This is a genomic window from Streptomyces sp. B3I8, from assembly GCF_030816915.1.
GTDB lineage: Bacteria > Actinomycetota > Actinomycetes > Streptomycetales > Streptomycetaceae > Streptomyces.
This window is the reverse complement of the sequence record NZ_JAUSYN010000002.1, coordinates 4,923,235-4,949,352: the sequence shown is the minus strand read 5'-3', so window position 1 is coordinate 4,949,352 and position 26,118 is coordinate 4,923,235. Positions and strand designations below refer to the sequence as shown.

Genomic DNA, 26,118 nt, shown 5'->3' with positions numbered 1-26,118 from the left:
GGCCTGTCGAGGCCCGCACTCCAGCGCGTCACACGCGCGTACTGCGCAAATGAATCACACGGCACGGCCCGCCGGACCCCCGCGATTGTCACTGTTCAGTCCCAATTCCGGCCACGCACGGATGAGTGGGGCGCCGGACAGCGCCGCGCCGGGGTGCGCGCGCGGCGTTCCCGCCCCGCGTGTGCCCCCACCTGTCATGTCTCCGCGTCGGCGGTCCCGCGAAACGTGAGTGCGTGCCACGCTCTGGGCAGAACCTTGGGGAGGACGACGCGACGAGGTGCCGCGGCCGGGACGCCGTGCGCCCTTTTCCGCGCCGTCGCACCGAGCCGCGGGAGGCCTACCGGTGTCGAGCGCAGCCGAGCAGGAGGCAGTACAGGAAGCGGCGGGGCACGCGAGCCGCCGCGACGCCGTGCTGGACGGCGCCCCGCGCGCGGCGCCCGCGCCACCGGTGTGGCCGGGGGCGCCGACCCCGCTCGGGGCACGGTTCCGCACCGGCCCGGACGGCACCGCGGGCACCAACTTCGCGCTGTGGGCGGGGGGTGCGGAGGCGGTGGAGCTGTCTCTGTTCGACGGGCCGGGTCCCGGCGCCGCCGAGACCCGGGTCCCGCTCACCGAGCTGACGCACGGGATCTGGCACGGCTTCGTGCCCGGCGTCCGCCCCGGGCAGCACTACGGCTACCGGGTGCACGGCCGCTGGGACCCGTGGACCGGCGCCCGCTGGAACCCCGCCAAGCTGCTGCTCGATCCCTACGCCCGCGCGGTGGACGGGGAGTTCGGGCTGCCGCCGGAGGTCTACGGGCACGTACGGGACTGGCCCGAGCAGCACGTCGCCGACACCGTGCGCGACGAGCGGGACTCCGCGCCGTACGTCCCCAAGGGCGTCGTCGTCCACGACGTCGACGACTGGGCCGACGACCGCCGGCCCAAGACCCCCTGGTCGGACACCGTCCTGTACGAACTCCACGTGCGCGGCTTCACCATGCTGCACCCGGAGATCCCGCCCGAACTGCGCGGCACGTACGCGGGGTTGGCCCACCCGGCGGCGCTCGCCCACCTGACGCGGCTGGGTGTGACGGCGGTGGAGCTGCTGCCCGTGCACCAGTTCGCGCACGAGGACCATCTGCTGCGCCGGGGGCTGCGCAACCACTGGGGCTACAACTCGATCGGCTACTTCGCCCCGCACGCGGCGTACGCGGCCTCGGGGACGGCCGGGCAGCAGGTCGGCGAGTTCAAGCGGATGGTGCGGGCGCTGCACGCGGCCGGGATCGAGGTGATCCTCGACGTGGTCTACAACCACACGGCGGAGGCGGGCGAGCTGGGTCCGACCCTCTCTCTCAAGGGCATCGACAACCGCGGCTACTACCGCCTCCAGCCGGACGCCCGCCGCTACGCCGACTACACCGGCTGCGGCAACACCCTGCACGTCGTCCAGCCGCACGTGCTGCGCCTGATCACCGACTCGCTGCGCTACTGGGTGACGGAGATGGGCGTGGACGGCTTCCGCTTCGACCTCGCGGCGGCGCTGGCCCGCTCGATGCACGACGTCGACATGCTCTCGCCGTTCCTCGCGGTGATCGCCCAGGACCCGGTGCTGCGCCGGGTGAAGCTGATCGCCGAGCCGTGGGACGTCGGCTCCGGCGGCTACCAGGTGGGCGCGTTTCCTCCACTGTGGACGGAGTGGAACGACCGCTACCGCGACGCCGTGCGCGACTTCTGGCGGCACGCGCTGCCGGACGTGCGGGAGATGGGCTACCGGCTGTCCGGCTCCAGCGACCTGTACGCGTGGGGCGGGCGCCGCCCGTACGCCTCGGTCAACTTCGTCACCGCGCACGACGGTTTCACGCTGCGGGACCTGGTGTCGTACGAGCGCAAGCACAACGAGGCCAACGGGGAGGGCAACCGGGACGGCAACGACGACAACCGCGCCTGGAACTGCGGAGTCGAGGGCGAGACGGAGGACGAGGCGGTACGGGCGCTGCGGCGCCGGCAGCTGCGGAACCTGCTGACCACGCTGCTGCTGTCCACGGGCGTGCCGATGCTGGTCGCGGGCGACGAGATGGGGCGCACGCAGGGCGGCAACAACAACGCGTACTGCCAGGACAACGAGACCGGGTGGGTCGACTGGAGCCTGCTGGAGGAGCCGGGGTGGCGGGCCCTGTTCGACCTCACGTCGCGTCTGATCGCGCTGCGGCACGCCCATCCCGTACTGCGGCGGCGGGCGTTCTTCTCCGGGCGGGCGCACTCGGCGGACGGGCTGCGGGACCTGGCCTGGTTCACGGCGCGGGGAGAGGAGATGACGGAACAGGACTGGTACGCGCCGGCGGCGACGCTGGGGATGTACCTGTCCGGGCGGGACATTCCCGGGCGGGACGCGCGGGGGGAGCCGGTGGTGGACGACAGCTTTCTCGCGGTGCTGCACGCGGGGGGTGAGGAGGTGTCGTTCGTCTTGCCGGGGGTGCCGTGGGGGGAGCGGTACGAGGTGCTCGTCGATACGGGGCGGGAGGCGCAGGGAGTGGTGCCGGGGGAGGTGTACGAGGGGGGTGCGGTGGTGCGGGTGGCGGGGCGGACGGTACTGCTGCTGCGGGTGGCGGCGTAGCCGCGTTTTCCCGGCGCCCCTAACCGTCCCGTCCCCGGGGGCTTCGCCCCCCGGACCCCCGAAATGATCGCGCCCACGCGGCGGAGCCGCACATCGACACAGCCCCGCGCCCCTTTCCCGGGGCGCGGGGAACTGCGGGCGTCAGCCCAGAATTCCCCTGTCGTACGCCGCGGCGACCGCCGCCGCGCGGTCCTTCACGCCCAGCTTGGCGTACAGGTGCGTCAGGTGCGTCTTCACCGTCGCCTCGCTGATGAACAGCGCCCGCGCGATCTCCCGGTTCGACGTCCCCCTGGCGACCAGCGCCAGCACCTCCCGCTCGCGCGACGACAACGGCTCACCTCCCGGCGCCCGCACCGCCGACACCAACCGCGTCGCCACCGCGGGCGACAGCACCGTACGCCCGCGCGCCGCGGCCCTCACCGCGGTGAACAGTTCCTCGCGCGGCGCGTCCTTCAGCAGATAGCCCGTGGCCCCGGCCTCGATCGCCGGCAACGTGTCGGAGTCGGTGTCGTACGTCGTCAGCACGAGGACCTTCGCCCGCACCCCCCGCCTCCCCAGCTCCCGGATCGCGTCGACGCCCGAACCGCCCGGCATCCGCAGGTCCATCAGCACCACGTCCGGATCGAGCGCGACGGCCCGCTCCACGGCCTCCACTCCGCCCGCCGCCTCTCCCAGCACCGTGAACCCGGGCGCGGGCGCGGACTCGAACATGCCGCGCAGCCCGTCCCGTACGACGGGGTGGTCGTCGACGACGAGGAGGGAGATCGGCGCGTCGGGGGCGGTGTCAGGGCTCATGGCGCACCAACGGTACGCGAGCCGACACCGCCGTGCCCTGCCCCGGTTCGGCCTCCACGGCGACGGAGCCGGCGATGCGTTCGGCGCGGGCCCGCATGCCGTCGAGGCCGAAGCCGCCGCCCCGGGTGCGGGCGGGCACGGCGGCGGGATCGAAGCCGGAGCCGTCGTCGCGGACGTCGAGGCTGACCTCGTCGCCCATGAAGGACAGGGTGACGCCGACCCGGGCGGCGCGGGCGTGCCGGGCGGCGTTGGAGAGGGCCTCCTCGGCGATGCGGAGGAGGGTCGCGGAGACCTCGTCGTGGAGCTGCTCGGCGTTCCCCGTGACGGTGAAGTCGGCGCGTGTCCCGTTGCGTTCGCCCCACTCGGCGACCGTCTTGCGCAGCGCCTCGGGCAGTCCGTCGGCGGCGAGGGCGACGGGGGCGAGGTTGTGCACGGAGCGGCGGGCCTCACCGAGGCTGTGCCGGGCCAGTGCGGCGGCGCGCTCCACGTGCGTGCGGGCGGTGGCCGGGTCGGGTGTGCCGGTGACCACCTGGAGCTGGGCGATGATCCCGGTCAGGCCCTGGGCGAGGGTGTCGTGGATCTCGGCGGCCAGGCGTCGGCGTTCGTCGGCGATGCCGGCCTCGCGGGCCTGGAGGAGCAGTTGGGCGTGCAGGGCCGCGTTCTCGTCGAGGGCCTGCTGCAACGCGGCGTTGGTGCGCTCGAGTTCGGCGATGGTCCCGGCCTGGGTGGTGACCCTCAGCTGCTCCTGGTCGGCGTACCGGGTGAACACGCTGACCATGCAGATGTTGACGCCCAGGACGAGGAGGAAGCCGAGCCAGAGGACCAGCCCGTGCGGCGGCCAGCCGCCGATCTCGCTGCCGGCCATGGTGACGGCGGTCAGGACGAGTCCGGGCATCACCAGCCGGCGCGGCAGCTCCCGGGGCGCGGTGTAGTAGCCGATCACGGCGTAGAAGGCGAAGAACGGGTTGGCCCAGGTCAGTACGAAGGCGATGGCCCAGCGTACGAAGTACAGGACGGTGCCGGTCCGGCCCGGACCCGGCCGCTTCCGTTTGGCCCGCCCCCAGTAGAGCTGCAGCACGGCCCCCGCCGGTACGAGCACCGCGCAGGCGACCACCCCGGACCGGTCCATCCCGACGCCGGACGCGGAGAGGACCGCCGCGACGACGCCCGCGGACAGCAGTACCCACGGCCCCCAGAGGTCGAAGGAGGCCCTGTACTGCGGCTGTGTGACGCTCGTCATGGATCCAGTGTCCGGCACGTCCCCGTACGCGTCCCCGAACGTCGGCCGGCCCGGCGCTCACGCCCGCTCCCCCGCCCGCGCTCCCGCTCACTCCCAGCGGAACCAGCGTGCGGCACCGGCGGTGAGCAGCACCGTCCAGGCGGCGAGCACGCCCAGGTGGGTCCAGCCGGGCCAGTGCCCGGCGGCGGCCCGGTTCAGGGCCTCGGCGGCGGCGCCGAAGGGTGTCCAGCCGACGATCCGGGCGAGCACGTCCGGCATGCTCTGCACCGGCGCCCACAGGCCGGCGCAGAACATCATCGGGAACAGCACCGCGCTGCCGACCGCCCCGGCGATCTTCGTGGTGCGGGACAGCGCGGAGACCAGCGAGCCCAGCGCGAGGGCGACCGCGACGGCCAGCAGCAGCGCGAGCGCGTAGCCGGGGCCCTGCGCGGGCAGCCGGACGCCGAACGCGAACCGGCCGACGAGGAGCGAGAGCAGCGCCGAGACCAGGGCCGCGCCCGCGAAGACCACCATGTGGGCGAGGAGCAGCGCGGCGGGCCGGACCGGGGTGGTGGACATCCGGCGCAGGATGCCGCGCTCGCGGTAGCCGGTGAGGACCTGCGGCATGGCCTGCAGGCCGCCGAGGATCATGCCGAGCAGCACGGTGACGGGCACGTAGGTGTCGACCAGACGGAGACCGCCGACGGAGTCGTCGTGCTCCCGGAAGGAGGGGATGGAGCCGAGGATCGCCAGCAGGAGGGTGGGGAAGCAGACGATCCAGAAGAGCGCGCCGGGTTCGCGGCCGAACAGCCGGATCTCGGTGCGCAGGACGGCGGGGTGCACCAGCGTGCCGACGCGGCGCGCGAGGCCCGGGGCGGCTTGAGCGGTCGGGGTGACCGGGGCGGTCGGGCCGGTCGGGGTGCTGGTCATGGCGTGGTCGTCTCCGTGAGGTCGAGGAAGGCGTCGTCGAGCGTGGCGTCGGTGACGCGGAGCTGGTGGGCGGTGACGCGGTGGCGGGCGAGGAGGGTGAGGACGGCGTCGACGGTGGCGTCGGTGCCGGAGAGGGTGAGCCGGCCGTCCTTGTGCGTCACCGAGGCCACCTCGGGGAGCGCGGCGATCAGGTCCTCGTCCAGGGGCACGGACGGGGTGAAGCTGATGACGGTGGCGCCCGCCGAGCGGCGGATCAGGCCCTGCGGGGTGTCCAGGGCGGCGATCCGGCCCTTGTCCAGCACCGCGATCCGGTCGCAGAGCCGCTGGGCCTCCTCCATGAAGTGGGTGACGAGGAGGACGGTGACGCCGCTCGCGCGGACGTCCTCGATGAGCTGCCAGGTGTCCCGGCGGGCCCGCGGGTCGAGGCCGGTGGTCAGTTCGTCCAGGACGACCACGCGGGGGCCGCCGATCAGGGCGAGCGCGATGAACAGCCGCTGCTTCTGACCGCCGGACAGCTTCGCGAACCGGGTGCCGAGCCTGGCGTCGAGGCCGAGGCGTTCGGCGAGGGGGCGCCAGTCGGCGGGGCGCGGGGCGAAGGAGGCGTACAGCTCCAGCGCCTCGCGCACGGTGAGTCTGGCCTGGAGCCCGCTCTCCTGGAGCTGGACGCCGAGGACCCGGGTGACCCGGTCGTGGTCGGCGACCGGGTCGAGCCCGGCGACCCGGACCCGGCCGGCGTCGGGCACCCGCAGGCCCTCGACGCACTCCACGGTGGTGGTCTTGCCGGCGCCGTTCGGGCCGAGGACGCCGAAGATCTCGCCCTCCTCGACGGTGAAGGACACACCGTCGACGACGTTCCGGCCGCCGTAGGTCTTGTACAGGCCGCTGACTTCGATGACGGGCTCGGCAGAGGTGAGGGACATGCCTCCAGGGTCGCGGCGGGCGGCACCCCGGCACATCGTCCGTCCCGCTCGGACCCGCATCGTCCGATCGGTGGATGCGGGGGGTACGACCGGACGGGCGCGGGACCGGTGAACCGGCCTGCGGGACCGGTGAACCGGCCCGGCGGACCGGGGACCCGGCGCGAAACCCGGTGGGCACTGTCAGTGGCGAACCGTACAGTCGCTGATGATGTCCGAGACACCTGCCACCGCCGACGACCGTTCCGCCGTTCGCACCCTCGTGCGCCTGTGGCCGTACGTACGCCCCGTGCGGGTGCGGCTGTTCACGGCCGCGTTCGTCGCGATAGTCGCCTCGTGCGTGGGACTGGTGATCCCGCTCGTCCTGAAGTGGATGGTGGACGGACCGGTCGCGGACAAGGACCCGCGGGGCGTGTGGCTGGGCGCGCTGTACCTGCTGCTGCTCGGGGTCGCCGAGGCGCTGCTGTTCGGGCTGCGGCGGTTGCTGGTGGCGCGTCCGCTGTCGCAGGTCGAGGCGGACATGCGGGCCGATCTGTACCGGCACCTGCAGCGACTGCCGGTGGCCTTCCACGACCGGTGGGCCTCCGGGCAACTGCTGTCCCGGGCGACGACGGATCTGATGCTGCTGCGTCAGTTCCTCGCCTTCCCGCTGACGTTCCTGCTGGTCAACGGCGTGACGATCCTTGTGGGCGTGACCATCATGCTGGCTCAGGACTGGCCGCTGGGGCTGGTGATCCTCGGGCCCGCGGTGCCGGTCGTGCTCGTGTGCGCGATGTTCGAGCGCCGGTACTCGCTGGTGGCGCGGCGGGCACAGGACCAGGTGGGCGATCTGACCACCGTGGTCGAGGAGAGCGTGCTCGGCATCCGGATCGTCAAGGGGTTCGGCCGGCACCGCAGCCAGGCGCGCGCCTTCCGCGAGCTGTCGGGGAAACTGCGCGGGACGGAGCTGGCGAAGGCGCGGCTGCTGGCGTCGATCTTCGCGGTGATGGTCACCCTGCCCGAACTCGCCATCGGGGCGGCGCTGGTCCTCGGCACGGTACGGGTGGCGGACGGCAGCCTGTCCGCGGGCACGCTGGTCGCCTTCCTGTCGACGGCGCTGGCACTGCGCTGGCCGGTGGACTCCATCGGCTTCCTGCTGGCGATGAGCCAGGAGGCGGCGACGGCGACGGCACGGTTCTTCGAGGTGATGACGGAGGAAGAGGAGGGGGAGGGGGACGGGGCCGACGCCGATGCGGCCGAGGTGAGGTCCGCCGGTGTCACCGCTCCGGCCGACGGCGTTCCGGCCGACGGCGTGCTGTTCGACGGGGTGCGGTTCCGGTACCCGGACGCCCCGGCCGGCTCCCCGCCCGTCCTGGACCGGATCGACCTGCACATCCGGCCCGGCGAGACGATGGCCCTGGTCGGGGCGACCGGCAGCGGCAAGACCACGCTGACCGCGCTCGTCCCCCGGCTGCACGAGGCGACCGCGGGGCGGATCACGCTCGACGGGCGGGACATCACGGCGATGCCGCGGCAGGAGCTGCGCACGCTGGTGGCCGTGGCCTTCGAGGAGCCCACGCTGTTCTCCGCCTCCGTAGGCGAGAACGTCCTGATGGGCGCCCCGGACACGGCGGGCGAGACAGAGCTGGAGCGGGCGCTCGCGGTGGCACAGGCCGACTTCGTGCACGCGCTGCCGCAGGGGTCCGGGACGCAGGTCGGCGAGCAGGGCCTGAGTCTGTCCGGCGGCCAGCGGCAGCGGCTGGCGCTGGCCCGCGCGGTCGTCGGCCGGCCGCGCTTCCTCGTCCTGGACGACCCGCTGTCCGCGCTCGACGTGCACACGGAGGCCGCGGTGGAGGCCGCGCTGCGGCGGGTGCTGGCCGCGACGACGGCACTGGTCGTCGCCCACCGCCCGTCCACGGTGCTGCTCGCCGACCGGGTCGCACTGCTCTCCGGCGGCCGGATCACCGCCGTCGGCACACATCACGAACTGCTGCGCGACAACCCGGAGTACGCCCGCCTGATGTCCGGCACGGAACCGGAAGGGCCCCCGGGGCCGGCCCCGGCCCGCCCCGCCTCGTCCGCCTGCAAGGCGCCCGCCTCGAAGGCCGGTCCGCTCACCACGTCGGCCACGGAACAGGAGGCCCGCCCATGACGGCGCCCACGACCGCCGCCGAACCGTACGAGGAGGAGCCCGCTCAGGGCGGCGCCGTGACCGCCCCGGCTCCGCACGGTGGCCGCCCGGACGCCGCCGGCCCGGCGGAGCCGTCCGGCTCCGGTGACCCCTTCGACCGGGACGCGCTGCCCACCCCGCCCGGTGCGACGGGCGTCCTGCTGCGCTCCCTGCTCGCGCCGATGCGCCCCCGCGTCGTCCTCACCGTCGTCCTGCTCCTGGTGCAGCAGGCCGCCGTGCAGATCGGCCCCCTGCTCGTGGCGTACGCCCTCGACCGGGCCGTCCCCGCGTTCCGGGACGGCCGGCACGGCCCGCTGATCGCGGTGGCGGTCGGCTACCTGCTCGCCTCGGCCGCCTCCGGCGCCCTGCAGTACGCGTTCATCGCGCTCTCCGGCCGGGTGAGCCAGGACGTGCTGCTCGACCTGCGCGGCAGAATCTTCCGGCACGCCCAGGCACTGAGCATCGACTTCCACGAGCGCTACACCTCCGGCCGGCTGATCTCCCGCTCCACGACCGACGTCGAGTCCCTGCGCGAGCTCCTCAACGAGGGTTTGCAGGAACTGGTCATGGTGATCCTCTCCTTCGTCTACATCTCGGCGATGCTGCTCTGGCTGGACCTCGGCATCGGCGCGGTGGCCGTGGCCTCGTTCGTGCCGCTGTACGGGATGGTGCGGCTGTACCGGCACCGCGCGGGCCGGGTGTTCCGGCTGCGGTCGACGGCGATCGCGGCGGTGATCGTGAAGTTCGCGGAGACGATGAACGGCATCCGCCCGGTGCGCGCGTTCCGCCGCGAGGACGTCAACGACGCCGACTTCCGCGTCCTGAACCAGCGGCACGCCCGTGCCAACGGCGACGGCATGCTGGAGATGGCCCGCTATGTCGTCGGCTCCCGGCTGGTGGCGAACACGGCGGTGGCCGGGATGGTGCTCTGGGGCGCCTACCGGGTGGCCGACGGCACGCTGGCGCTGGGGGTGCTGGCGGCGGCCGTGCTGTATCTGCGGCGGCTGTACGACCCGATCGACCGGCTCGGCATGTTCCTCAACTCCTACCAGTCGGCGGCGGCCTCACTGGAGAAGATCGCGGGGCTGCTGGCGCAGCGGCCGTCGGTGCCCGAGCCGGCCGAGCCGCTGCCGCTGCCCCCGGCCCCGTCGGAACTGCCGGGCCGCGAGGTGGTGTTCGACGGTGTCCGGTTCGCGTACCGCACGGGCGGCGAGGTGCTGCCCCGCTTCTCGCTGACGCTGCCCGCCGGGCAGACGGTGGCCGTGGTCGGTTCCACGGGCGCGGGCAAGTCGACGCTGGCGAAGCTGCTGGCCCGGTTCTACGACCCGACCGAGGGCCGGGTGCTCCTGGACGGCGTCGACCTGCGCGCGCTGAGCACGGCGGAGCTGCGGCGGGGTGTGGTGATGGTGACGCAGGAGGCGTTCCTGTTCTCCGGCTCGGTCGCGGAGAACATCGCGCTGGGGCGCCCGGACGCGACGCGGGAGGAGATCGAGCGGGCCGCGAAGGCGATCGGCGCGCACGACTTCATCGCCGCGCTGCCCGACGGCTACGACACGGACGTCCGCAAGCGGGGCGGCCGCATCTCCGCCGGCCAGCGCCAACTCGTCGCCTTCGCACGGGCGTTGCTCGCCGACCCCGGCGTGCTGATCCTCGACGAGGCGACCAGCTCGCTCGACGTGCCCGGCGAGCGGGCGGTGCAGCGGGCGATGGAGACGGTGCTGCGGGGCCGTACGGCGGTGGTGATCGCCCACCGGCTGTCGACGGTGGAGATCGCGGACCGGGTGCTGGTGATGGAACACGGCCGCGTGGTGGAGGACGGCGCCCCCTCCGCCCTGATCGCCGGCACGGGCCGCTTCTCGAACCTGCACCGGGCATGGCGGGAGAGCCTGGTGTAGCGACCGTCGCAGGAGCACGGGGCGCGTGGGACGCGGAGCACGGAGCACGAACGAGGGAGCACGGTCCACGGGACGCGGGGATTCAGGGGGAGGGAGCGGATGATCGACGCGCACGGCGATCCGGGCACGCCCGACGCGCGCGGGGGCGGCCGTTATCTGTGGTGGCTGGTGACGCGCCAGCCGGGCCGGGCGGCCGCGGGCGCCGTCCTCGGCACGGTCTGGATGGTGCTGCTCGCTGCCGCCCCGTACCTGATGTCACGGGCGGTAGACGACGGCCTGCAGCGCGGCGACCAGGCGGCGCTGGCCGGCTGGTCGGCGGCGCTCCTGGCGGTCGGTGCGTGCAACGCGGGGGTGGGCCTCATACGGCACCGGGTGATGACCCAGGTCCGGATGGACGCCAACTTCCGCACCGTCAAGGTGGTGGTGGGGCAGGCGGTACGGCTGGGGGTGGCGCTGTCGCGGCAGGTCGGGACCGGGGAGGTGGTCACGATCGGCGTGGGCGACGTACAGACGATCAGTTCGTCCCTGACGGTGGTCGGTCCGGGAGTCGGCGCGGTCGTGGCGTATCTCGTGGTGGCCGGGCTGCTGCTGTCGATCTCGCCGCTGCTGGCGGTGCTGGTGCTGCTCGGGGTGCCGGTGCTGGCGGTGGTCGTCGGTCCGCTGCTGAACCGGCTGCAGGGCGTGGAGACGGAGTACCGGGAGCGGCAGGGGCTGCTGACCGCGCGCATCGGGGACCTGGCGGGCGGGCTGCGGGTGCTCGGCGGGCTCGGCGGCAAGGGGCTGTTCGCGGACGCCTTCCGGGCGGACTCGGGGCGGCTGCGCGATCAGGGCTACCGGGTGGGCGCGGTGACCAGTTGGGTGCAGGCCCTGGGCCTCGGGCTGCCGACGCTGTTCCTGGCCGCGGTGACCTGGCCGGCGGCGCGGCTGGCGGCGCAGGGGTCGATCACCGTGGGCGAACTGGTGTCGGTCTACGGGTATGTGGCGGTGCTGGTGGCGCCGGTGGCGTTCTTCCTCGAATGCGGTTACCAGGTCAGCCGGGGGCTGGTCGCCGCGCGCCGGGTCGTGGCGTTCCTGCGGCTCGCCCCGCTGCCGGACACCGGCACCGCGCCGCCGCCCGCCGGTCCGGCCGAGCTGTACGACCCGGACTCGGGGGTGCGGGTGGTGCCGGGCCTGCTGACGGCGCTGGCCGGGGCACGGCCCTCGGACACGGCGGCGGTGGTGGACCGGCTGGGCCGGTGCACGGAGTCGGCGGTGACGTGGGGCGGGGTACGGCTCGACGCCGTACCGGCGGCCCGGGTCCGGGAGCGGATCCTCGTCGCCGACAACGAGGCCGACCTGTTCGCGGGGCCGCTGCGCGAGCTGATCGGCGGCCCGGGCGAGGGGGCGAGTGAGGGGGCTCCGCGTGCGGGGGCGCTCGCCCGCGCGGTGCACGCGGCGGCGGCCGAGGACGTCGTACGGGGGCTGCCGCGGGGACTGGACACACCGGTCGACGCGCAGGGCCGCAATCTGTCGGGCGGTCAGCGACAGCGGGTGCGGCTGGCGCGGGCGCTGCTGGCGGATCCGGAGGTGCTGCTGGCGGTGGAGCCGACCTCCGCCCTCGACGCACACACGGAGGCGGTGGTCGCGGCCCGGCTGCGGGCCGTCCGCACCGGGCGCACGACGCTGCTCGTCACCGGTTCGCCGCTGCTGCTCGAGCGCGCCGACACGGTGTACCACCTGGTCGACGGGAAGGTCGCGGCCCACGGCCCGCACGACCGGCTGCTCGCCGAGGAACCGGGGTACCGGGCGCTGGTGTCCCGGGACGAAGAGGCCGCCGGGCCCGACGAGCCCGACGGTCGCGACGAGCCCGATGGCCACGACGAGCCCGGCGGGCGCGACGGCCCGGCCGGACCCGCCAGGGATTCCAGGGACTCCAGGGACTCCGGCGACTCCGGCGACTCCGGCGACTCCAGAGACGCCAGGGAGGCCGTACGGTGACCGCGCCCGCGACCCCGAAGGACGGCGGCATCGACGAACAGGCGTCCGGGCGGCTCCCGGTGGCCGGGGCCGCCCAGGTGCGGCGGGCCGCGGTGCGGGTGGTGCGGGCCGACGGCCGGGCGTTCGGCGTCGTGCTCGCGCTCAACGCGCTGGCGGCGGGCGTCGGCCTGGCCGGGCCGTGGCTGATCGGACGGCTGGTCGACGAGGTGCGGGCCGGGGCCGGCACCGGCGCCGTGGACCGGCTGGCGCCCTGGCTCCTGCTGTGCGCGCTGGCGGAGACGGTGCTGGCGCGCTGGGCCCGCTACCTGGGCCACCGCTTCGGCGAGCGGGCGCTGGCCCGGATCCGCGAGGAATTCGTGGACCGGGCGCTGGCGTTGCCCGCCTCGGTGGTGGAACGGGCCGGCACGGGCGATCTGACCGCGCGGGGCACCGCGGACGTGGCCGCGGTCGGCACCACGCTGCGGGACGCGGGCCCCCAGTTGCTGATCTGCTCGGTGCAGGTCCTGTTCCTGTTCGGCGCGGTGCTGCTGCTGAACCCGCTGCTCGGCGCCTGCGGGCTGCTCGGCATGGTGGGCATCGGGTGCGCGCTGCGCTGGTACCTGCGGCGGGCGCGTACCGCCTACCTCGTGGAGGGGGCGGCCAACTCCGACGTGGCCGAGATCCTCGCCGCGACCGCCGAGGGGGCCCGCACGGTGGAGCTGCTCGGACTCGGGCGACGCAGGATCGCCGCGAGCCGTCGGGCGCTGGCGGCCTCCCGCTCCGCCCGGCTGCGCACGCTGTTCCTGCGCAGTGTGTTCTTCCCCGCGGTGGACTCGTCGTACGTCGTGCCGGTGGCCGCGGTGCTCACGGCGGGCGGGGCGCTGCACGCGCACGGGCTGGTGAGCGTCGGCGAGGTGGTGGCGGCGGCGCTGTATCTGCGGCAGCTCACCGAGCCGCTGGACACGATCCTGACGCACGTGGAGCAGCTGCAGAGCAGCGGCGCCTCGTTCGCGCGCGTGGAGGGCCTGGCCGGGGCGCCGCACACCGATCCGGCCGGGCGCGCACCGGCACCGGACCCGGTGGACGACCGGATCGAGGTGCGCGGCGTGCGCTACGCCTACGACGGTGGCGAGGAGGTGCTGCGTGGCGTCGACCTGACCGTGCGGCCCGGGGAGCGGCTGGCGGTGGTCGGGCCGTCGGGCGCGGGCAAGAGCACGCTGTGCCGGCTGCTGGCGGGCATCGACGCGCCGGGCTCGGGCACGGTGACGGTGGGCGGCGTGCCGGTCACGGCGCTCGGTCCGGAGCGGTTGCGCCGTCAGGTCGTCCTGGTCACGCAGGAGCACCACGTGTTCCTCGGCACGGTCCGGGACAACCTGCGGATCGCCGAACCGTCCGCCACCGACCGCGAGCTGTGGCGGGCGCTGGCCGCGGTGGGGGCGGACGGCTGGGTCGCCGGGCTGCCGGACGGCCTGGACTGCGTGCTGGGAACCGGCGGGCACGCGACCGACGGCTCGCAGGCGCAGCAACTCGCCCTGGCACGGGTGGTGCTGGCCGATCCGCACACGCTCATTCTCGACGAGGCGACGGCGCTGCTCGATCCGGCGAGCGCCCGGAGCACCGAGCGCGCCCTCGCCGCGGTGCTGTCGGGCCGCACGGTGATCGCGATCGCGCACCGGCTGCACACCGCGCACGACGCGGACCGGGTGGCGGTGATGGAGGACGGCCGGCTGACCGAGCTGGGCAGGCACGAGAGCCTGGTGGCGGCGGGCGGGACATATGCGGCGCTGTGGCACTCCTGGCACGGCGAGGGGCAGTTTTCGGCCACCGGGACCGATTCGGCCGGTGGGACCGGACGGGCGGCGGACACGGGGGCCGGGAACGGCGCTCCGTCGGGTCCGGCCGGCTGAGCACAGGCGGAGGGCGATCGTCCGAATACTGACGGTCTCTCAACTCACGTCCTGGGCGCCGCGCTTCACGCATTCGACCCACGACGGACCATTCGCATCCGGTCCGTCCCGGCCTCCGCGCGACAGTCGGATCGGTCCGGAGGGGGTCGGGAGAGATCTGTTCCGCATTGCGTACACCGATCTTCACTCTGCGGACGATTTTCGGCCAACGTCCCGTCGGGGTCCTGACATGCACACGCCTTCAATGTCAGTCTTCCAGCGCACGGACGGCACACCGCACCGCAACTTCAGCTGTCCGCGAGGCCCCCCACGCCTCACGGGCGCCCCCACATAAGGAGCTTGCGTGACTCCCCTCTACGCGCGTCACAAGCGCACCACTCTGGCCATCGCCACCGCCGTCGCGGCCGGAGCCCTGCTGACCACCGGTCTGAGCACCGGGGCAGCCGCACAGACCCCCGCCGACCAGGGCGCGGCCACCCCCGCCGCGGCCCCGCTGCAGCTGTCGGCGAGCGCACGTACGGGCCTCATCCGGCAGGCCGAGGCCGCCGCCCCCGAGACGGCACAGAGGATAGGCCTCGGCGCCAAGGAGAAACTGGTCGTCAGAGACGTCGTCAAGGACGCCGACGGCACCGTCCACACCCGCTACGAGCGCACCTACGACGGCCTGCCGGTGCTCGGCGGCGACCTGGTCGTGCACGAGTCCGCCTCCGGTGCGACGACGAGCGTGACCAAGGCGACGAAGGCCGCCATCAAGGTCGCCTCGGTGACCCCGAAGGTCGCCGCCTCGACGGCGAAGAAGCAGGCCCTGACCGCCGCGAAGGACGCCGGCTCCGCCAGGACCGACGCCGACCGTGCCCCGCGCAAGGTGATCTGGGCGGCGAACGGCACCCCGGTGCTGGCGTACGAGACGGTCGTCGGCGGCCTCCAGGACGACGGCACCCCCAACGAACTGCACGTCGTCACGGACGCCGCCACCGGCAAGAAGCTCTACGAGTACCAGGGCATCGAGACCGGCACCGGCAAGACCCTGTACTCGGGGACGGTCACCCTGGGCACCACCAAGTCCGGCTCCACGTACCAGCTCTACGACACCACGCGCGGCGGCCACAAGACGTACAACCTGGCCCACCGCACCTCCGGCACCGGCACGCTGTTCACCGACGCCGACGACGTGTGGGGCACCGGCGCGGCCTCCAGCTCCTCCACCGACCAGACCGCCGCCGCCGACGCCGCGTACGGCGCGCAGGAGACCTGGGACTTCTACAAGAGCACGTTCAACCGCAGCGGCATCAAGAACAACGGTGTCGGCGCGTACTCCCGGGTCCACTACGGCAGCAACTACGTCAACGCCTTCTGGGACGACAGCTGCTTCTGCATGACGTACGGCGACGGCTCCGGGAACAACCACCCGCTGACCGCGCTGGACGTGGCCGGCCACGAGATGAGCCACGGTGTCACGGCCGCGACCGCGGGGCTCAACTACTCGGGCGAGTCCGGCGGTCTGAACGAGGGAACCTCGGACATCTTCGGCACCGGCGTGGAGTTCTTCGCCAACAACTCGTCCGACAAGGGTGACTACCTCATCGGCGAGGAGATCGACATCAACGGCGACGGCTCGCCGCTGCGGTACATGGACAAGCCCAGCAAGGACGGCGGCTCGGCCGACTACTGGTCCTCCTCCGTGGGCAACAAGGACGTGCACTACTCGTCCGGCGTCGCCAACCACTTCTTCTACCTGCTGTCCGAGGGCAGCGGCGCGAAGACGATCAACGGCGTCAGCTACAACTCGCCGACGTCCAACGGCTCCACGGTCACCGGCATCGGCCGCGCCAAGGCGCTGCAGATCTGGTACAAGGCGCTCACCACGTACATGACCTCGACCACCAAGTACTCCGGCGCCCGCACGGCGACGCTGAGCGCGGCGTCCGCCCTGTACGGCTCCGGCAGCGCCGAGTACAACGCGGTCCAGGCTGCCTGGAGCGGCGTCAACGTGAACTAGTCCGACACTCGTTCAGCTGAGCCGCCCCCGGCGCGCATCGCGCCGGGGGCGGCTCTACCCTTGGGCCCCATGTCGTTCACGTACGAGGATGTCGGCGCCACGCGGGAGCCGGAGCGCTGCCCGCCGGGGTTCCACCGCCTGCATGTGCGCTCGCGCGTCGGCGAGGGCGAGGGGGTGTTCCGCCGCGCCACGGAAGCCCTCTTCGGGTGGGAGATGCACCGGGCGGCGGGCCTCGGCGTCGACACCGAGGCCCCGGCCGCGGCGCCGGGCGTCGAGGTCACCGTCGTACTGGGCGGGCTGATCAAGGCGCCGTGCCGGGTGGTGTGGACGGTGGAGGAGCCGCGCCGACGGGGCTGGGCGTACGGCACGCTCCAGGGGCATCCGGAGACGGGCGAGGAGTCCTTCGTGCTCGACCGCACCGGGGACGGCACGGTGTGGCTGACGGTGACGGCGTTCAGCCGCCCGGCGAAGTGGTACGCGCGGGCGGGCGGCCCCGCGGTACGGGGCCTGCAGCACGCGTACGCCCGCCGCTGCGGCGCGGTACTGCGCCGGCTGACGGCCGAGGAGAACGAGGCGGGACTGACGTAGCGGCCGGTCCCCGCCGAAACGGCCCGCCGCCGGCCCCTCTACCCGGCTCCGCCCGTGAAGAGAGCGACCGCGTCGTAAGCCAGGGACTCGGCCCGGTCGAGGGGTGCCCGGCCGGAGGTCACCAGTAGGGCGATGCCCTGGAGCACCGCGACGAGGAGCAGGCGGAGCCGCTCCGGGTCGCCCGGCGGGAGCGCCCCGGCCTCCTGCGCCTCGCGGATCAGCACGCCCACGTCGGTGAACAGCCGGACGGCTTCCTCCCCCCTGTCCACCGGCCCGCCGTCCTTCTTCTTGGCGAACGACCGAGGTCCGCGAGCTCGACCTCGCCGACCTCTCGGCCGAGCAGGCGGATCACCGCATCAGCACCCCCGCCCCCTCCCCCGTCCCGTCCGGCGGGACGACCAGGAGGCCCAGTTCGGCGGGTGAGGCCAGGAGCGGGTGGGAGGGGAGGATGCGGACCGTGTAGCCGAAGGGGCCGGCGCGGTCCAGGGAGAGCGGGCCCTCGTAGACCCAGCGGCCGTCCTCGCCGCCGCCCGCCGGTTTCAGCGGGACCACCGACGCGTCCGCGATGCGGTCCTCCTCGTCGACCCGGCCCGAGACCACCTGCACCTCGACGTCGTCCGGGGCCAGCTCGCCGAGGGCCACCCGGACCCGTACCACCAGCGCGGCGCCCAGTTCGGCCCGGTCCGCCGCCGACGACGTCTCCACGTGCTCGACGGTGACCCGCGGCCAGGCGCCCCGCACCCGGGCCTTCCAGCCGGCCAGGTCGCGGGCCACCTGCGGGGTCATCGCCCGGTGGGCCCGGGCGGCGGGGGTGTACAGCCGCTCCACGTACTCCCGGACCATCCGTCCGGCCAGCACCTTCGGGCCGAGGTGGGTGAGGGTGCGGCGGACCATCTGGATCCAGCGGTCGGGCAGCCCGTCCGCGCCGCGCTCGTAGAAGCGGGGCGCCACCCGGTGCTCCAGGAGGTCGTAGAGCGCCGCCGCCTCCAGCTCGTCGCGCCGGTCGTCGTCGGTGGCCGCGCCGTCCGCCGTGGGGATCGCCCAGCCGAAGTCGGGCTGGAACCACTCGTCCCACCAGCCGTCCCGCACGGACAGGTTGAGGCAGCCGTTGAGCGCGGCCTTCATCCCGCTGGTGCCGCACGCCTCCAGGGGCCGCAGCGGGTTGTTGAGCCACACGTCGCAGCCGGGGTAGAGCTTCTGCGCCATCGCCATGCCGTAGTCGGGCAGGAAGACGATGCGGTGCCGCACCCGGGGGTCGTCGGCGAACCGGACCAGCTCCTGGATCAGCCGCTTGCCGCCGTCGTCCGCGGGGTGCGCCTTGCCGGCGACGACGATCTGCACCGGCCGCTCCGGGTGCAGCAGCAGTTCCATCAGCCGGTCCCGGTCGCGCAGCATCAGCGTGAGCCGCTTGTACGAGGGGACGCGGCGGGCGAAGCCGACGGTCAGCACGTCCGGGTCGAGGACGTCGTCGATCCAGCCGAGCTCGGCGGTGCCGGCCCCGCGCTGCCGCCAGGAGGCGTGCAGCCGCTCCCGCACCTCCCGCACCAGTTTCTCCCGCAGCGTCCGGCGCAGGCCCCAGATGTCCTGGTCGGCGAGGTCCGCGACCGAGTCCCAGCGGTCGGAGTCGCCGACGGTCATGGCGTCCTCGGCGCGCTTCGCCCCGATCTGCCGGGCGCCGAGCCGGACCACCTCGGGGGCCACCCAGGTCGGGGCGTGCACCCCGTTGGTGACGGAGGTGATCGGCACCTCGTCGGCGTCGAATCCCGGCCAGAGTCCGGAGAACATCTCCCGGCTGACGTGGCCGTGCAGCAGGGAGACGCCGTTGGCACGCTGCCCGAGACGCAGGCCCATCACGGCCATGTTGAACAGGTTGGGCTCCCCGCCCGCGTAGGTCTCCATCCCCAGGTGGAGAACCCGCTGCACGTCGATGCGGGGCAGTTCGGCGTCGGGGCCGAAGTGGCGGGCGACCAGTTCCCGGTCGAAGCGGTCGATGCCGGCCGGGACGGGCGTGTGCGTGGTGAACACGGTGCCCGCGCGGACGGCCTCCAGAGCGGCGTCGAAGTCGAGCCCCGCGTCGCACAGCTCGGCGATCCGCTCCAGGCCGAGGAACCCGGCGTGCCCCTCGTTGGTGTGGAAGACCTCCGGTGCGGGGTGGCCGGTGAGCCGGCAGTACGTGCGCACGGCGCGGACACCCCCTATGCCGAGCAGCATCTCCTGGAGCAGCCGGTGCTCGCTGCCGCCGCCGTAGAGCCGGTCGGTGACGTCGCGCTCGCCGAGGTCGTTCTCCTCGACGTCGGAGTCGAGCAGGAGCAGCGGGATCCTGCCGACCCGGGCCAGCCAGATCCGGGCGCTCAGCCGACGGCCGCCGGGCAGGGCGAGGGTGAGGTGGCACGGCGTGCCGTCCTCCTCGGTGAGCGGGGCGAGGGCCAGCTCGTGCGGGTCGAGCACCGGATAGTGCTCCTGCTGCCAGCCGTCGCGGGAGAGGGACTGGCGGAAGTAGCCGTGCCGGTAGAGCAGGCCGACGCCGATGAGCGGGACGCCCAGGTCGCTGGCGGACTTGAGGTGGTCGCCGGCCAGAATGCCGAGCCCCCCGGAGTACTGCGGCAGCGCGGCCGTGATGCCGAATTCCGGCGAGAAGTAGGCGATCGCGGACGGCAGCTCGGCCGACTGCGCCTGCGTCTGGTACCACCGGTCGCCGCTCGTGTAGTCGGCGAGGTCGTCGGCGGCGGCGGTCAGTCGGCGCAGGAACCGGCGGTCCCCGGCCAGCTCGGTCAGGCGCGCGGACGGGACGCTGCCCAGGAGCCGCACGGGGTCGCCGCCACAGGCGGCCCACTGTTCGGGGTCCACGGACTGGAAGAGGTCACGGGTCTCGGCATGCCAGGACCAGCGCAGATTGTGCGCGAGGTCGCTCAGCGGCTTGAGGGCGTCGGGGAGTACGGGACGGACGGTGAACCTGCGGATGGCCTTCAAAAGTCCCACCTTCACCAGGGGCGTACGCGGCTTCGGACCGCACTGTGCGTACGGCCTTCGTCACTCACGACGGTAACGGTGCCGACGGTCCGGCAACCACGGCGCTCGACGGCGCGTTGCGTCAGTACCGCGCACTCGGCGAAGAAAACATGCGAAAACGCCTCAGGTCGTCTTCTCTCACCTCCCTCCCGCCTCCTCCTTCAGTCCTCCCTCCGCAGTCCTCCCCACCCCGCTTCCCTTTTCCTCCTCCGGTTCACTCCCCTTTCGGCTCCGTTCCGCTCTCCTTCCGCTTCCCTCCCATCTCCGTCCGCTCCCCTCGGTTACCGTGCGCTCCCGTACGTCCCTGTCCGGTCTCGTCTGCTCCCGGCAAAATTCGGCCGCTTCTCGAACATGGCCGAGCGCAGCGGGTTTGAACGCAGACATACGCGTGAGTAGTTAACAAAGTGCCGGATTGCTCACCCGAACAGGGTGGGAAGGCTCCTCCGGTACGTCCCGCAGGCCCCGGACCACCCACCACACCCGCCAGCCGCCCACCCACGTTCGCAGCGGACAGGAGCGGTCATGCCCGCCACGCACGACCCGTCGGCAACCCCGACCACCGGCCCCACCGGCATCACCACCGCCGGCCCACCGGGCCCGGGAGCACCCCCACCGGTCGCCACCGCGCCCGGGACGGCCCCCTCGCGCGCCGATTCCGCCCCGGCCGCCCCCGCGCGCCCCGGTTCGGCTCCGGCCTCCGTATCCGCCGCCGCCCAGGCCGTCGGGCGCATCCCCGTCCTGGACGTGGCGCCGGTCGTCCTGCGCGGCCGGCGCCCGGCCAAGGCCGTGGTCGGGGAGGAGTTCGAGATCTCGGCCACCGTCTTCCGTGAAGGCCACGACGCCGTCGCCGCCAACGTCGTCCTGACGGACCCGGAGGGCCGTCCGGGTCCCTGGACCCCGATGCGCGAGCTCGCCCCCGGCACGGACCGCTGGGGCGCCCGCGTGTCGGTTCCGGCCGAGGGCCGCTGGAGGTACCGGGTGGAGGCGTGGGGCGACCCGGTCACCACCTGGCGGCACCACGCCGGCATCAAGGTGCCCGCAGGTCAGGACACGGAATTGGTCCTGGAGGAGGGTGCGCGACTCCACGAGCGGGCCGCCGAGGGCATAGCCGCCGGCATACCGGAGGAGGACGAGGAGGAGGTGGGCCGGGCCCGCGACGTGCTGCGTGCCGCCGTGGCCGCCCTGCGCGACACCGCCCGCCCGGTCGCCTCCCGGCTCGCGGCGGCACTCACCCCCGAGGTGGACCGGGTACTGGCCCGACACCCGCTGCGGGACCCCGTCAGCACCTCGGAGGAGCTCGAACTGCTGGTCGAGCGGGAGCGGGCGCTGTTCGGCTCCTGGTACGAGTTCTTCCCGCGCAGCGAGAGCGGGGTCCTGGACCCCACGGTGCACGGCACGTTCCGCACGGCCGCCGAGCGGCTTCCGGCCATCGCGGACATGGGCTTCGACGTCGTCTACCTCCCGCCCATCCACCCCATCGGCACCACCTTCCGCAAGGGCCCCAACAACACTCTGTCCGCCGGCCCGGACGACGTGGGCGTACCGTGGGCGATCGGCTCTCCGGAGGGCGGGCACGACGCCGTCAATCCGGCGCTCGGCACCCTGGACGACTTCGACGCCTTCGTCGCCCGTGCCGGGGAACTGGGCCTGGAAGTGGCCCTGGACTTCGCGTTGCAGTGTTCGCCGGACCATCCGTGGGTGGAGAAGCACCCGGAGTGGTTCCACCACCGCAGCGACGGGTCGATCGCGTACGCGGAGAACCCGCCGAAGAAGTACCAGGACATCTATCCGATCGCGTTCGACGCGGACATGGACGGGCTGGTCGCGGAGACGGTGCGGGTGCTGCGGCACTGGATGGACCACGGGGTGCGGATCTTCCGGGTGGACAACCCGCACACCAAGCCGGTGGTGTTCTGGGAGCGGGTGATCGGGGAGATCAACGGCCGGGATCCGGACGTGCTCTTCCTGGCGGAGGCGTTCACGCGTCCGGCGATGATGCACACCCTGGGCGCGGTCGGCTTCCAGCAGTCGTACACGTACTTCACCTGGCGCACCACCAAGGAGGAGCTGACGGAGTACCTCACCGAACTCTCCGGTGAGGCGGCCGCGTACATGCGGCCCAACTTCTTCGCCAACACCCCCGACATCCTGCACGCCTACCTCCAGCACGGCGGCCGCCCCGCCTTCGCCGTCCGCGCGGTCCTCGCCGCCACCCTCTCCCCCACCTGGGGCATCTACAGCGGCTACGAACTGTGCGAGAACACCCCCCTGCGCCCGGGCAGCGAGGAGTACCTCGACAGCGAGAAGTACCAGCTGCGGCCCCGCGACTGGGCCGCCGCCGCACGCGAGGGCCGCAGCATCGCCGGGCTGGTCACGGAACTGAACGCGATACGGCGGCGCAGCCCGGCCCTCCGGCAACTGCGCGACCTGCACTTCCATCACGCCGACAAGGAGGAGGTCCTCGTCTACTCGAAGCAGCGCGGAGCGAACACGGTTCTGGTGGTCGTGAACCTGGACCCGTTCCACACCCAGGAGGCGACGGTGTCGTTGGACATGCCGCAGCTCGGTCTCGACTGGCACGAGGCGGTGCCGGTGCGTGACGAGCTCACCGGCGACACCTATTCCTGGGGCAGGGCCAATTACGTGCGTCTGGAGCCGGGCGACAGGCCGGCACACGTGCTGACCGTCCTGCGACCGTCCTCACCGCAGATCGGAGGGTCACCCACACCATGATCGTCAATGAGCCCGTCCCGGACACCTTCGAGGACACCCCCGCCAAGGACCGGGACCCGGACTGGTTCAAACGCGCCGTCTTCTACGAGGTCCTGGTCCGCTCCTTCCAGGACAGCGACGGCGACGGCGTCGGCGACCTCAAGGGCCTGACCGCCAAACTCGACTACCTGCAGTGGCTCGGCGTCGACTGCCTGTGGCTGCCGCCCTTCTTCAAGTCCCCGCTCCGCGACGGCGGCTACGACGTCTCCGACTACACCGCCGTCCTGCCCGAGTTCGGGGACCTCGCGGACTTCGTGGAGTTCGTCGACGCCGCGCACCAGCGGGGCATGCGCGTCATCATCGACTTCGTCATGAACCACACCAGCGACCAGCACCCGTGGTTCCAGGAGTCCCGCAAGGACCCCGACGGCCCCTACGGCGACTACTACGTCTGGGCCGACGACGACAAGCAGTACCAGGACGCGCGGATCATCTTCGTCGACACCGAGGCCTCCAACTGGACCTTCGACCCGGTCCGCAAGCAGTACTACTGGCACCGGTTCTTCTCCCACCAGCCGGACCTGAACTACGAGAACCCGGCCGTGCAGGAGGAGATGATCTCCGCACTGCGGTTCTGGCTCGACCTGGGGATCGACGGCTTCCGGCTCGACGCGGTGCCGTACCTCTACCAGGAGGAGGGCACCAACTGCGAGAACCTCCCGGCCACGCACGAGTTCCTCAAGCGGGTGCGCAAGGAGATCGACACCCACTACCCGGACACCGTGGTGCTGGCGGAGGCCAATCAGTGGCCGGAGGACGTGGTCGACTACTTCGGCGACTACAGCACCGGCGGCGACGAGTGCCACATGGCGTTCCACTTCCCCGTCATGCCCCGCATCTTCATGGCCGTCCGCCGCGAATCGCGCTACCCCGTCTCCGAGATCCTCGCCAAGACGCCGGCGATTCCCGCCAACTGCCAGTGGGGGATCTTCCTGCGCAACCACGACGAGCTGACCCTGGAGATGGTCACCGACGAGGAACGCGACTACATGTGGGCCGAGTACGCCAAGGACCCCCGCATGCGCGCCAACATCGGCATCCGCCGGCGGCTCGCACCCCTGCTGGACAACGACCGCAACCAGATCGAACTGTTCACCGCGCTGCTGCTCTCCCTGCCCGGCTCGCCGATCCTGTACTACGGCGACGAGATCGGCATGGGCGACAACATCTGGCTCGGCGACCGCGACGCCGTGCGCACCCCCATGCAGTGGACCCCCGACCGCAACGCCGGGTTCTCCTCCTGCGACCCCGGACGGCTCTTCCTGCCCACGATCATGGACCCCGTCTACGGCTACCAGGTCACCAACGTCGAGGCCTCGATGTCCTCGCCCTCCTCGCTGCTGCACTGGACCCGCCGGATGATCGAGATCCGCAAGCAGAACCACGCCTTCGGCCTCGGCTCCTACACCGAACTGTCCTCCTCCAACCCGGCCGTACTGGCCTTCCTGCGGGAACACGGCGACGACCTCGTCCTGTGCGTGCACAACTTCTCCCGCTTCGCCCAGCCCACCGAACTCGACCTCCATGCCTTCGAAGGACGCCACCCGGTCGAACTGATCGGCGGAGTGCGTTTCCCGGCCATCGGGCAACTGCCGTATTTGTTGACGCTCGCGGGGCACGGGTTCTATTGGTTCCGGCTCCGCAGGGAAGCCGGCTGATCATCGGTTCCGGCTCCGCGGGGAGGCCGGCGATCGTCGGCCGGACTTCGCTCCCGGGTCCGTACGCGGGCCCGGGGAGCTTGTCCCGGGCCCGTACGCGGAACCGGGGAGCTGCCTCTGGGTCCGTACGCGGGCCCGGGGAGCCGGTACGCGCACGTGGCAGGCCCCGGCGAGGCGTTTCCCTCGCCCCGCCCGGGGCACGCAGTAATGACACCCCGACCACTCCGGGGAAAGGACGCACGCCATGCCGGAAGCCGTCACCCGTGCCACCACCGTCACGACCAGCCCCGGCCTCCTCGCGTCCCTCGATCCGTTGCTGCGCGAGTGGCTGCCGCGGCAGCGCTGGTTCGCGGGCAAGGGCCGCCCCGTCACCGGGTTCTCCCTGGTCGCCGCCACCGAGCTGCTGCCCGCGGGCTCCCGCCTCGGCCTGTTCCACCTCTTGGTCCGCGCCCACCAGCCCACCACCCAGGGCTCCCCCACCCACCCCGGGGACTGCTACCAGCTCCTCATAGGCGTGCGCGAGGTGCTGCCGCCCCGGCTGGCACCCGCGCTGATCGGCCACGTGGAACAGGGTCCGCTCGCCGGACGGACCGTCTTCGAGGCGCTGTACGACACCCGCTGCGCGGACCTGCTGCTGGAGGCGATACGCACCCGGGCCCGCATCGGCGCACTCCGCTTCGAGCGGGACGCGCGCCAGGAGATACGTGAGGAACTCGTACCGCGGGTGGCCACCGCGGAGCAGTCGAACTCCTCGATCATCTACGGAGATACGTTCATCCTGAAGCTGCTGCGGCGCATCGTGCCGGGCATGAACCCCGATCTGGAACTGCCGCTGGCGCTGGCCCGCGAACACTGCCCGCGGGTCCCGGCACCGACCGGCTGGCTGCTGGCGGAACTCGCCGAGACGGCGGGGACGGCGGACCGGTCCGGCTTCGCGGCCGGGGCCGACCCCGCCGACGAACCGTACGTCCTCGGCGTGCTCCAGCCCTTCGTGCGGGGCGCCACCGACGGCTGGGAGCTGGCGCTGCGCGAACTGGCCAAGGGCGAGGACTTCGCCGCCGAGGCGCGGGCGCTGGGCCGGGCCACCGCCGAGGTGCACACCGCGCTGGCCCGCGCGCTGCCCACCGTCACGCTGGGGCATCCGCAGGTGCGGCCACTGGTCGACGGCATGACCGAGCGGCTGGAGGCGACGGCACAGGCGGTGCCCGCGCTGCGGCCGTACGTCCCCGCGCTGCGCTCCGCCTTCGACGCGCTGGGCGACCTCGCGGCCGAGGGACGCACCTGGACCGCGCAGCGCATCCACGGCGATCTGCACCTGGGGCAGTGCCTGCGGTCGGCGTCCGGTGCGTGGTCGCTGATCGACTTCGAGGGCGAGCCGTCCAAGCCGCTCACCGAGCGGCGTCTGCCGCAGCCGGTGGCCCGTGACATCGCCGGGATGCTGCGCTCCTTCGACTACGCCGCCCACTCCGTGCCGTCCACCGCGGCGCGCGTCGCCGCACCGCGTACGGGCGGTGACTGGGCGGACGCCTGCCGGGCCGCCTACTGCACCGGTTACGGGGAGGTGGCGGGCGTGGACCCGCGCACCGAGCCGGTGCTGCTGCGGGCCTACGAGACCGACAAGGCGGTCTACGAGGTCCTCTACGAGGCCCGGCACCGACCGGACTGGCTGCCCGTGCCGATGGCGGCGGTGCGCCGACTGGCCGCCGACGCGTCGTCGTGACCGGCCGC

General features: G+C 73.1%; 16 protein-coding genes. 10 read left to right on the top strand and 6 right to left on the bottom strand.

Annotated features, from left to right (window positions below):
* The first annotated feature begins 343 nt into the window (after nt 1-343).
* Nucleotides 344-2,596 (top strand): glycogen debranching protein GlgX, encoded by a 2,253-nt coding sequence (gene glgX, locus QFZ64_RS24235; RefSeq protein ID WP_307069068.1) that lies wholly within the window; start codon nt 344-346, stop codon nt 2,594-2,596.
* 141 nt (nt 2,597-2,737) lie between these two features.
* Here the strand turns inward: glgX and QFZ64_RS24230 are convergent, their stop codons facing one another.
* The 4 genes from QFZ64_RS24230 to QFZ64_RS24215 form a co-directional block, all read right to left on the bottom strand.
* The gene (locus QFZ64_RS24230; protein ID WP_307069067.1) at nt 2,738-3,391 is read right to left on the bottom strand and encodes a response regulator transcription factor; all 654 of its coding nucleotides are present in this window, start codon (nt 3,389-3,391) and stop codon (nt 2,738-2,740) included.
* Nucleotides 3,381-4,631: a sensor histidine kinase gene (locus tag QFZ64_RS24225; protein WP_307069065.1), complete on the bottom strand. Its 1,251-nt coding sequence runs from the start codon at nt 4,629-4,631 to the stop codon at nt 3,381-3,383. The genes QFZ64_RS24230 and QFZ64_RS24225 overlap by 11 nt, the downstream gene beginning before the upstream one ends.
* A gap of 87 nt (nt 4,632-4,718) precedes the next feature.
* Nucleotides 4,719-5,453 carry an ABC transporter permease gene (locus tag QFZ64_RS24220; RefSeq protein ID WP_307071849.1) on the bottom strand — a complete coding sequence of 245 codons (735 nt, stop codon included), beginning with the start codon at nt 5,451-5,453 and terminating at the stop codon, nt 4,719-4,721.
* A gap of 83 nt (nt 5,454-5,536) precedes the next feature.
* On the bottom strand, nt 5,537-6,496 hold the full coding sequence (locus QFZ64_RS24215) for an ATP-binding cassette domain-containing protein (protein WP_373430771.1): 960 nt from the start codon (nt 6,494-6,496) through the stop codon (nt 5,537-5,539).
* Nucleotides 6,497-6,668: 172 nt separating this feature from the next.
* Here QFZ64_RS24215 and QFZ64_RS24210 point away from each other — a divergent pair, with 172 nt between their 5' ends.
* The 6 genes from QFZ64_RS24210 (at nt 6,669) to QFZ64_RS24185 (ending at nt 16,951) form a co-directional block, all read left to right on the top strand.
* A complete protein-coding gene (locus QFZ64_RS24210) occupies nt 6,669-8,588 on the top strand; it encodes an ABC transporter ATP-binding protein (RefSeq protein ID WP_307069060.1) in 1,920 nt (639 codons plus the stop codon).
* The gene (locus QFZ64_RS24205) at nt 8,585-10,501 is read left to right on the top strand and encodes an ABC transporter ATP-binding protein (RefSeq protein ID WP_307069058.1); all 1,917 of its coding nucleotides are present in this window, start codon (nt 8,585-8,587) and stop codon (nt 10,499-10,501) included. The genes QFZ64_RS24210 and QFZ64_RS24205 overlap by 4 nt, the downstream gene beginning before the upstream one ends.
* A 99-nt stretch (nt 10,502-10,600) precedes the next feature.
* The gene (locus QFZ64_RS24200) at nt 10,601-12,478 is read left to right on the top strand and encodes an ABC transporter ATP-binding protein (RefSeq protein WP_307069056.1); all 1,878 of its coding nucleotides are present in this window, start codon (nt 10,601-10,603) and stop codon (nt 12,476-12,478) included.
* Nucleotides 12,475-14,364 (top strand): ABC transporter ATP-binding protein, encoded by a 1,890-nt coding sequence (locus QFZ64_RS24195; RefSeq protein ID WP_307069054.1) that lies wholly within the window; start codon nt 12,475-12,477, stop codon nt 14,362-14,364. Before QFZ64_RS24200 ends, QFZ64_RS24195 begins: the two co-directional genes overlap by 4 nt.
* Nucleotides 14,365-14,707: 343 nt before the next feature.
* On the top strand, nt 14,708-16,363 hold the full coding sequence (locus tag QFZ64_RS24190) for a M4 family metallopeptidase (protein WP_307069052.1): 1,656 nt from the start codon (nt 14,708-14,710) through the stop codon (nt 16,361-16,363).
* 69 nt (nt 16,364-16,432) lie between these two features.
* Complete coding sequence (locus QFZ64_RS24185) at nt 16,433-16,951, top strand: DUF1990 domain-containing protein (protein WP_307069050.1); 519 nt, start codon at nt 16,433-16,435, stop codon at nt 16,949-16,951.
* A gap of 38 nt (nt 16,952-16,989) precedes the next feature.
* Here the strand turns inward: QFZ64_RS24185 and QFZ64_RS24180 are convergent, their stop codons facing one another.
* Both QFZ64_RS24180 and QFZ64_RS24175 read right to left on the bottom strand, forming a co-directional pair.
* The gene (locus tag QFZ64_RS24180) at nt 16,990-17,220 is read right to left on the bottom strand and encodes a hypothetical protein (RefSeq protein ID WP_307069048.1); all 231 of its coding nucleotides are present in this window, start codon (nt 17,218-17,220) and stop codon (nt 16,990-16,992) included.
* Between the two features lie 79 nt (nt 17,221-17,299).
* Nucleotides 17,300-19,921 carry a glycosyltransferase family 1 protein gene (locus tag QFZ64_RS24175; protein ID WP_307069046.1) on the bottom strand — a complete coding sequence of 874 codons (2,622 nt, stop codon included), beginning with the start codon at nt 19,919-19,921 and terminating at the stop codon, nt 17,300-17,302.
* Nucleotides 19,922-20,482: 561 nt separating this feature from the next.
* Here QFZ64_RS24175 and QFZ64_RS24170 point away from each other — a divergent pair.
* The 3 genes from QFZ64_RS24170 (at nt 20,483) to QFZ64_RS24160 (ending at nt 26,110) form a co-directional block, all read left to right on the top strand.
* Complete coding sequence (locus QFZ64_RS24170) at nt 20,483-22,693, top strand: alpha-1,4-glucan--maltose-1-phosphate maltosyltransferase (RefSeq protein WP_307069044.1); 2,211 nt, start codon at nt 20,483-20,485, stop codon at nt 22,691-22,693.
* On the top strand, nt 22,690-24,390 hold the full coding sequence (gene treS, locus QFZ64_RS24165; protein WP_307069042.1) for a maltose alpha-D-glucosyltransferase: 1,701 nt from the start codon (nt 22,690-22,692) through the stop codon (nt 24,388-24,390). The genes QFZ64_RS24170 and treS overlap by 4 nt, the downstream gene beginning before the upstream one ends.
* Before the next feature lie 244 nt (nt 24,391-24,634).
* Complete coding sequence (locus QFZ64_RS24160; protein ID WP_307069040.1) at nt 24,635-26,110, top strand: maltokinase; 1,476 nt, start codon at nt 24,635-24,637, stop codon at nt 26,108-26,110.
* Nucleotides 26,111-26,118: the final 8 nt, after the last annotated feature.

Coding starts and splice junctions, on each gene's coding strand:
- QFZ64_RS24210 (WP_307069060.1), top strand. CDS start 6,669: ATGTCCGAGACACCTGCCACCGCCGACGACCGTTCCGCCGTTCGCACC.
- QFZ64_RS24205 (WP_307069058.1), top strand. CDS start 8,585: ATGACGGCGCCCACGACCGCCGCCGAACCGTACGAGGAGGAGCCCGCT.
- QFZ64_RS24215 (WP_373430771.1), bottom strand. CDS start 6,496: ATGTGCCGGGGTGCCGCCCGCCGCGACCCTGGAGGCATGTCCCTCACC.
- QFZ64_RS24200 (WP_307069056.1), top strand. CDS start 10,601: ATGATCGACGCGCACGGCGATCCGGGCACGCCCGACGCGCGCGGGGGC.
- QFZ64_RS24170 (WP_307069044.1), top strand. CDS start 20,483: ATGCCCGCCACGCACGACCCGTCGGCAACCCCGACCACCGGCCCCACC.
- treS (WP_307069042.1), top strand. CDS start 22,690: ATGATCGTCAATGAGCCCGTCCCGGACACCTTCGAGGACACCCCCGCC.
- QFZ64_RS24185 (WP_307069050.1), top strand. CDS start 16,433: ATGTCGTTCACGTACGAGGATGTCGGCGCCACGCGGGAGCCGGAGCGC.
- QFZ64_RS24160 (WP_307069040.1), top strand. CDS start 24,635: ATGCCGGAAGCCGTCACCCGTGCCACCACCGTCACGACCAGCCCCGGC.
- QFZ64_RS24225 (WP_307069065.1), bottom strand. CDS start 4,631: ATGACGAGCGTCACACAGCCGCAGTACAGGGCCTCCTTCGACCTCTGG.
- QFZ64_RS24230 (WP_307069067.1), bottom strand. CDS start 3,391: ATGAGCCCTGACACCGCCCCCGACGCGCCGATCTCCCTCCTCGTCGTC.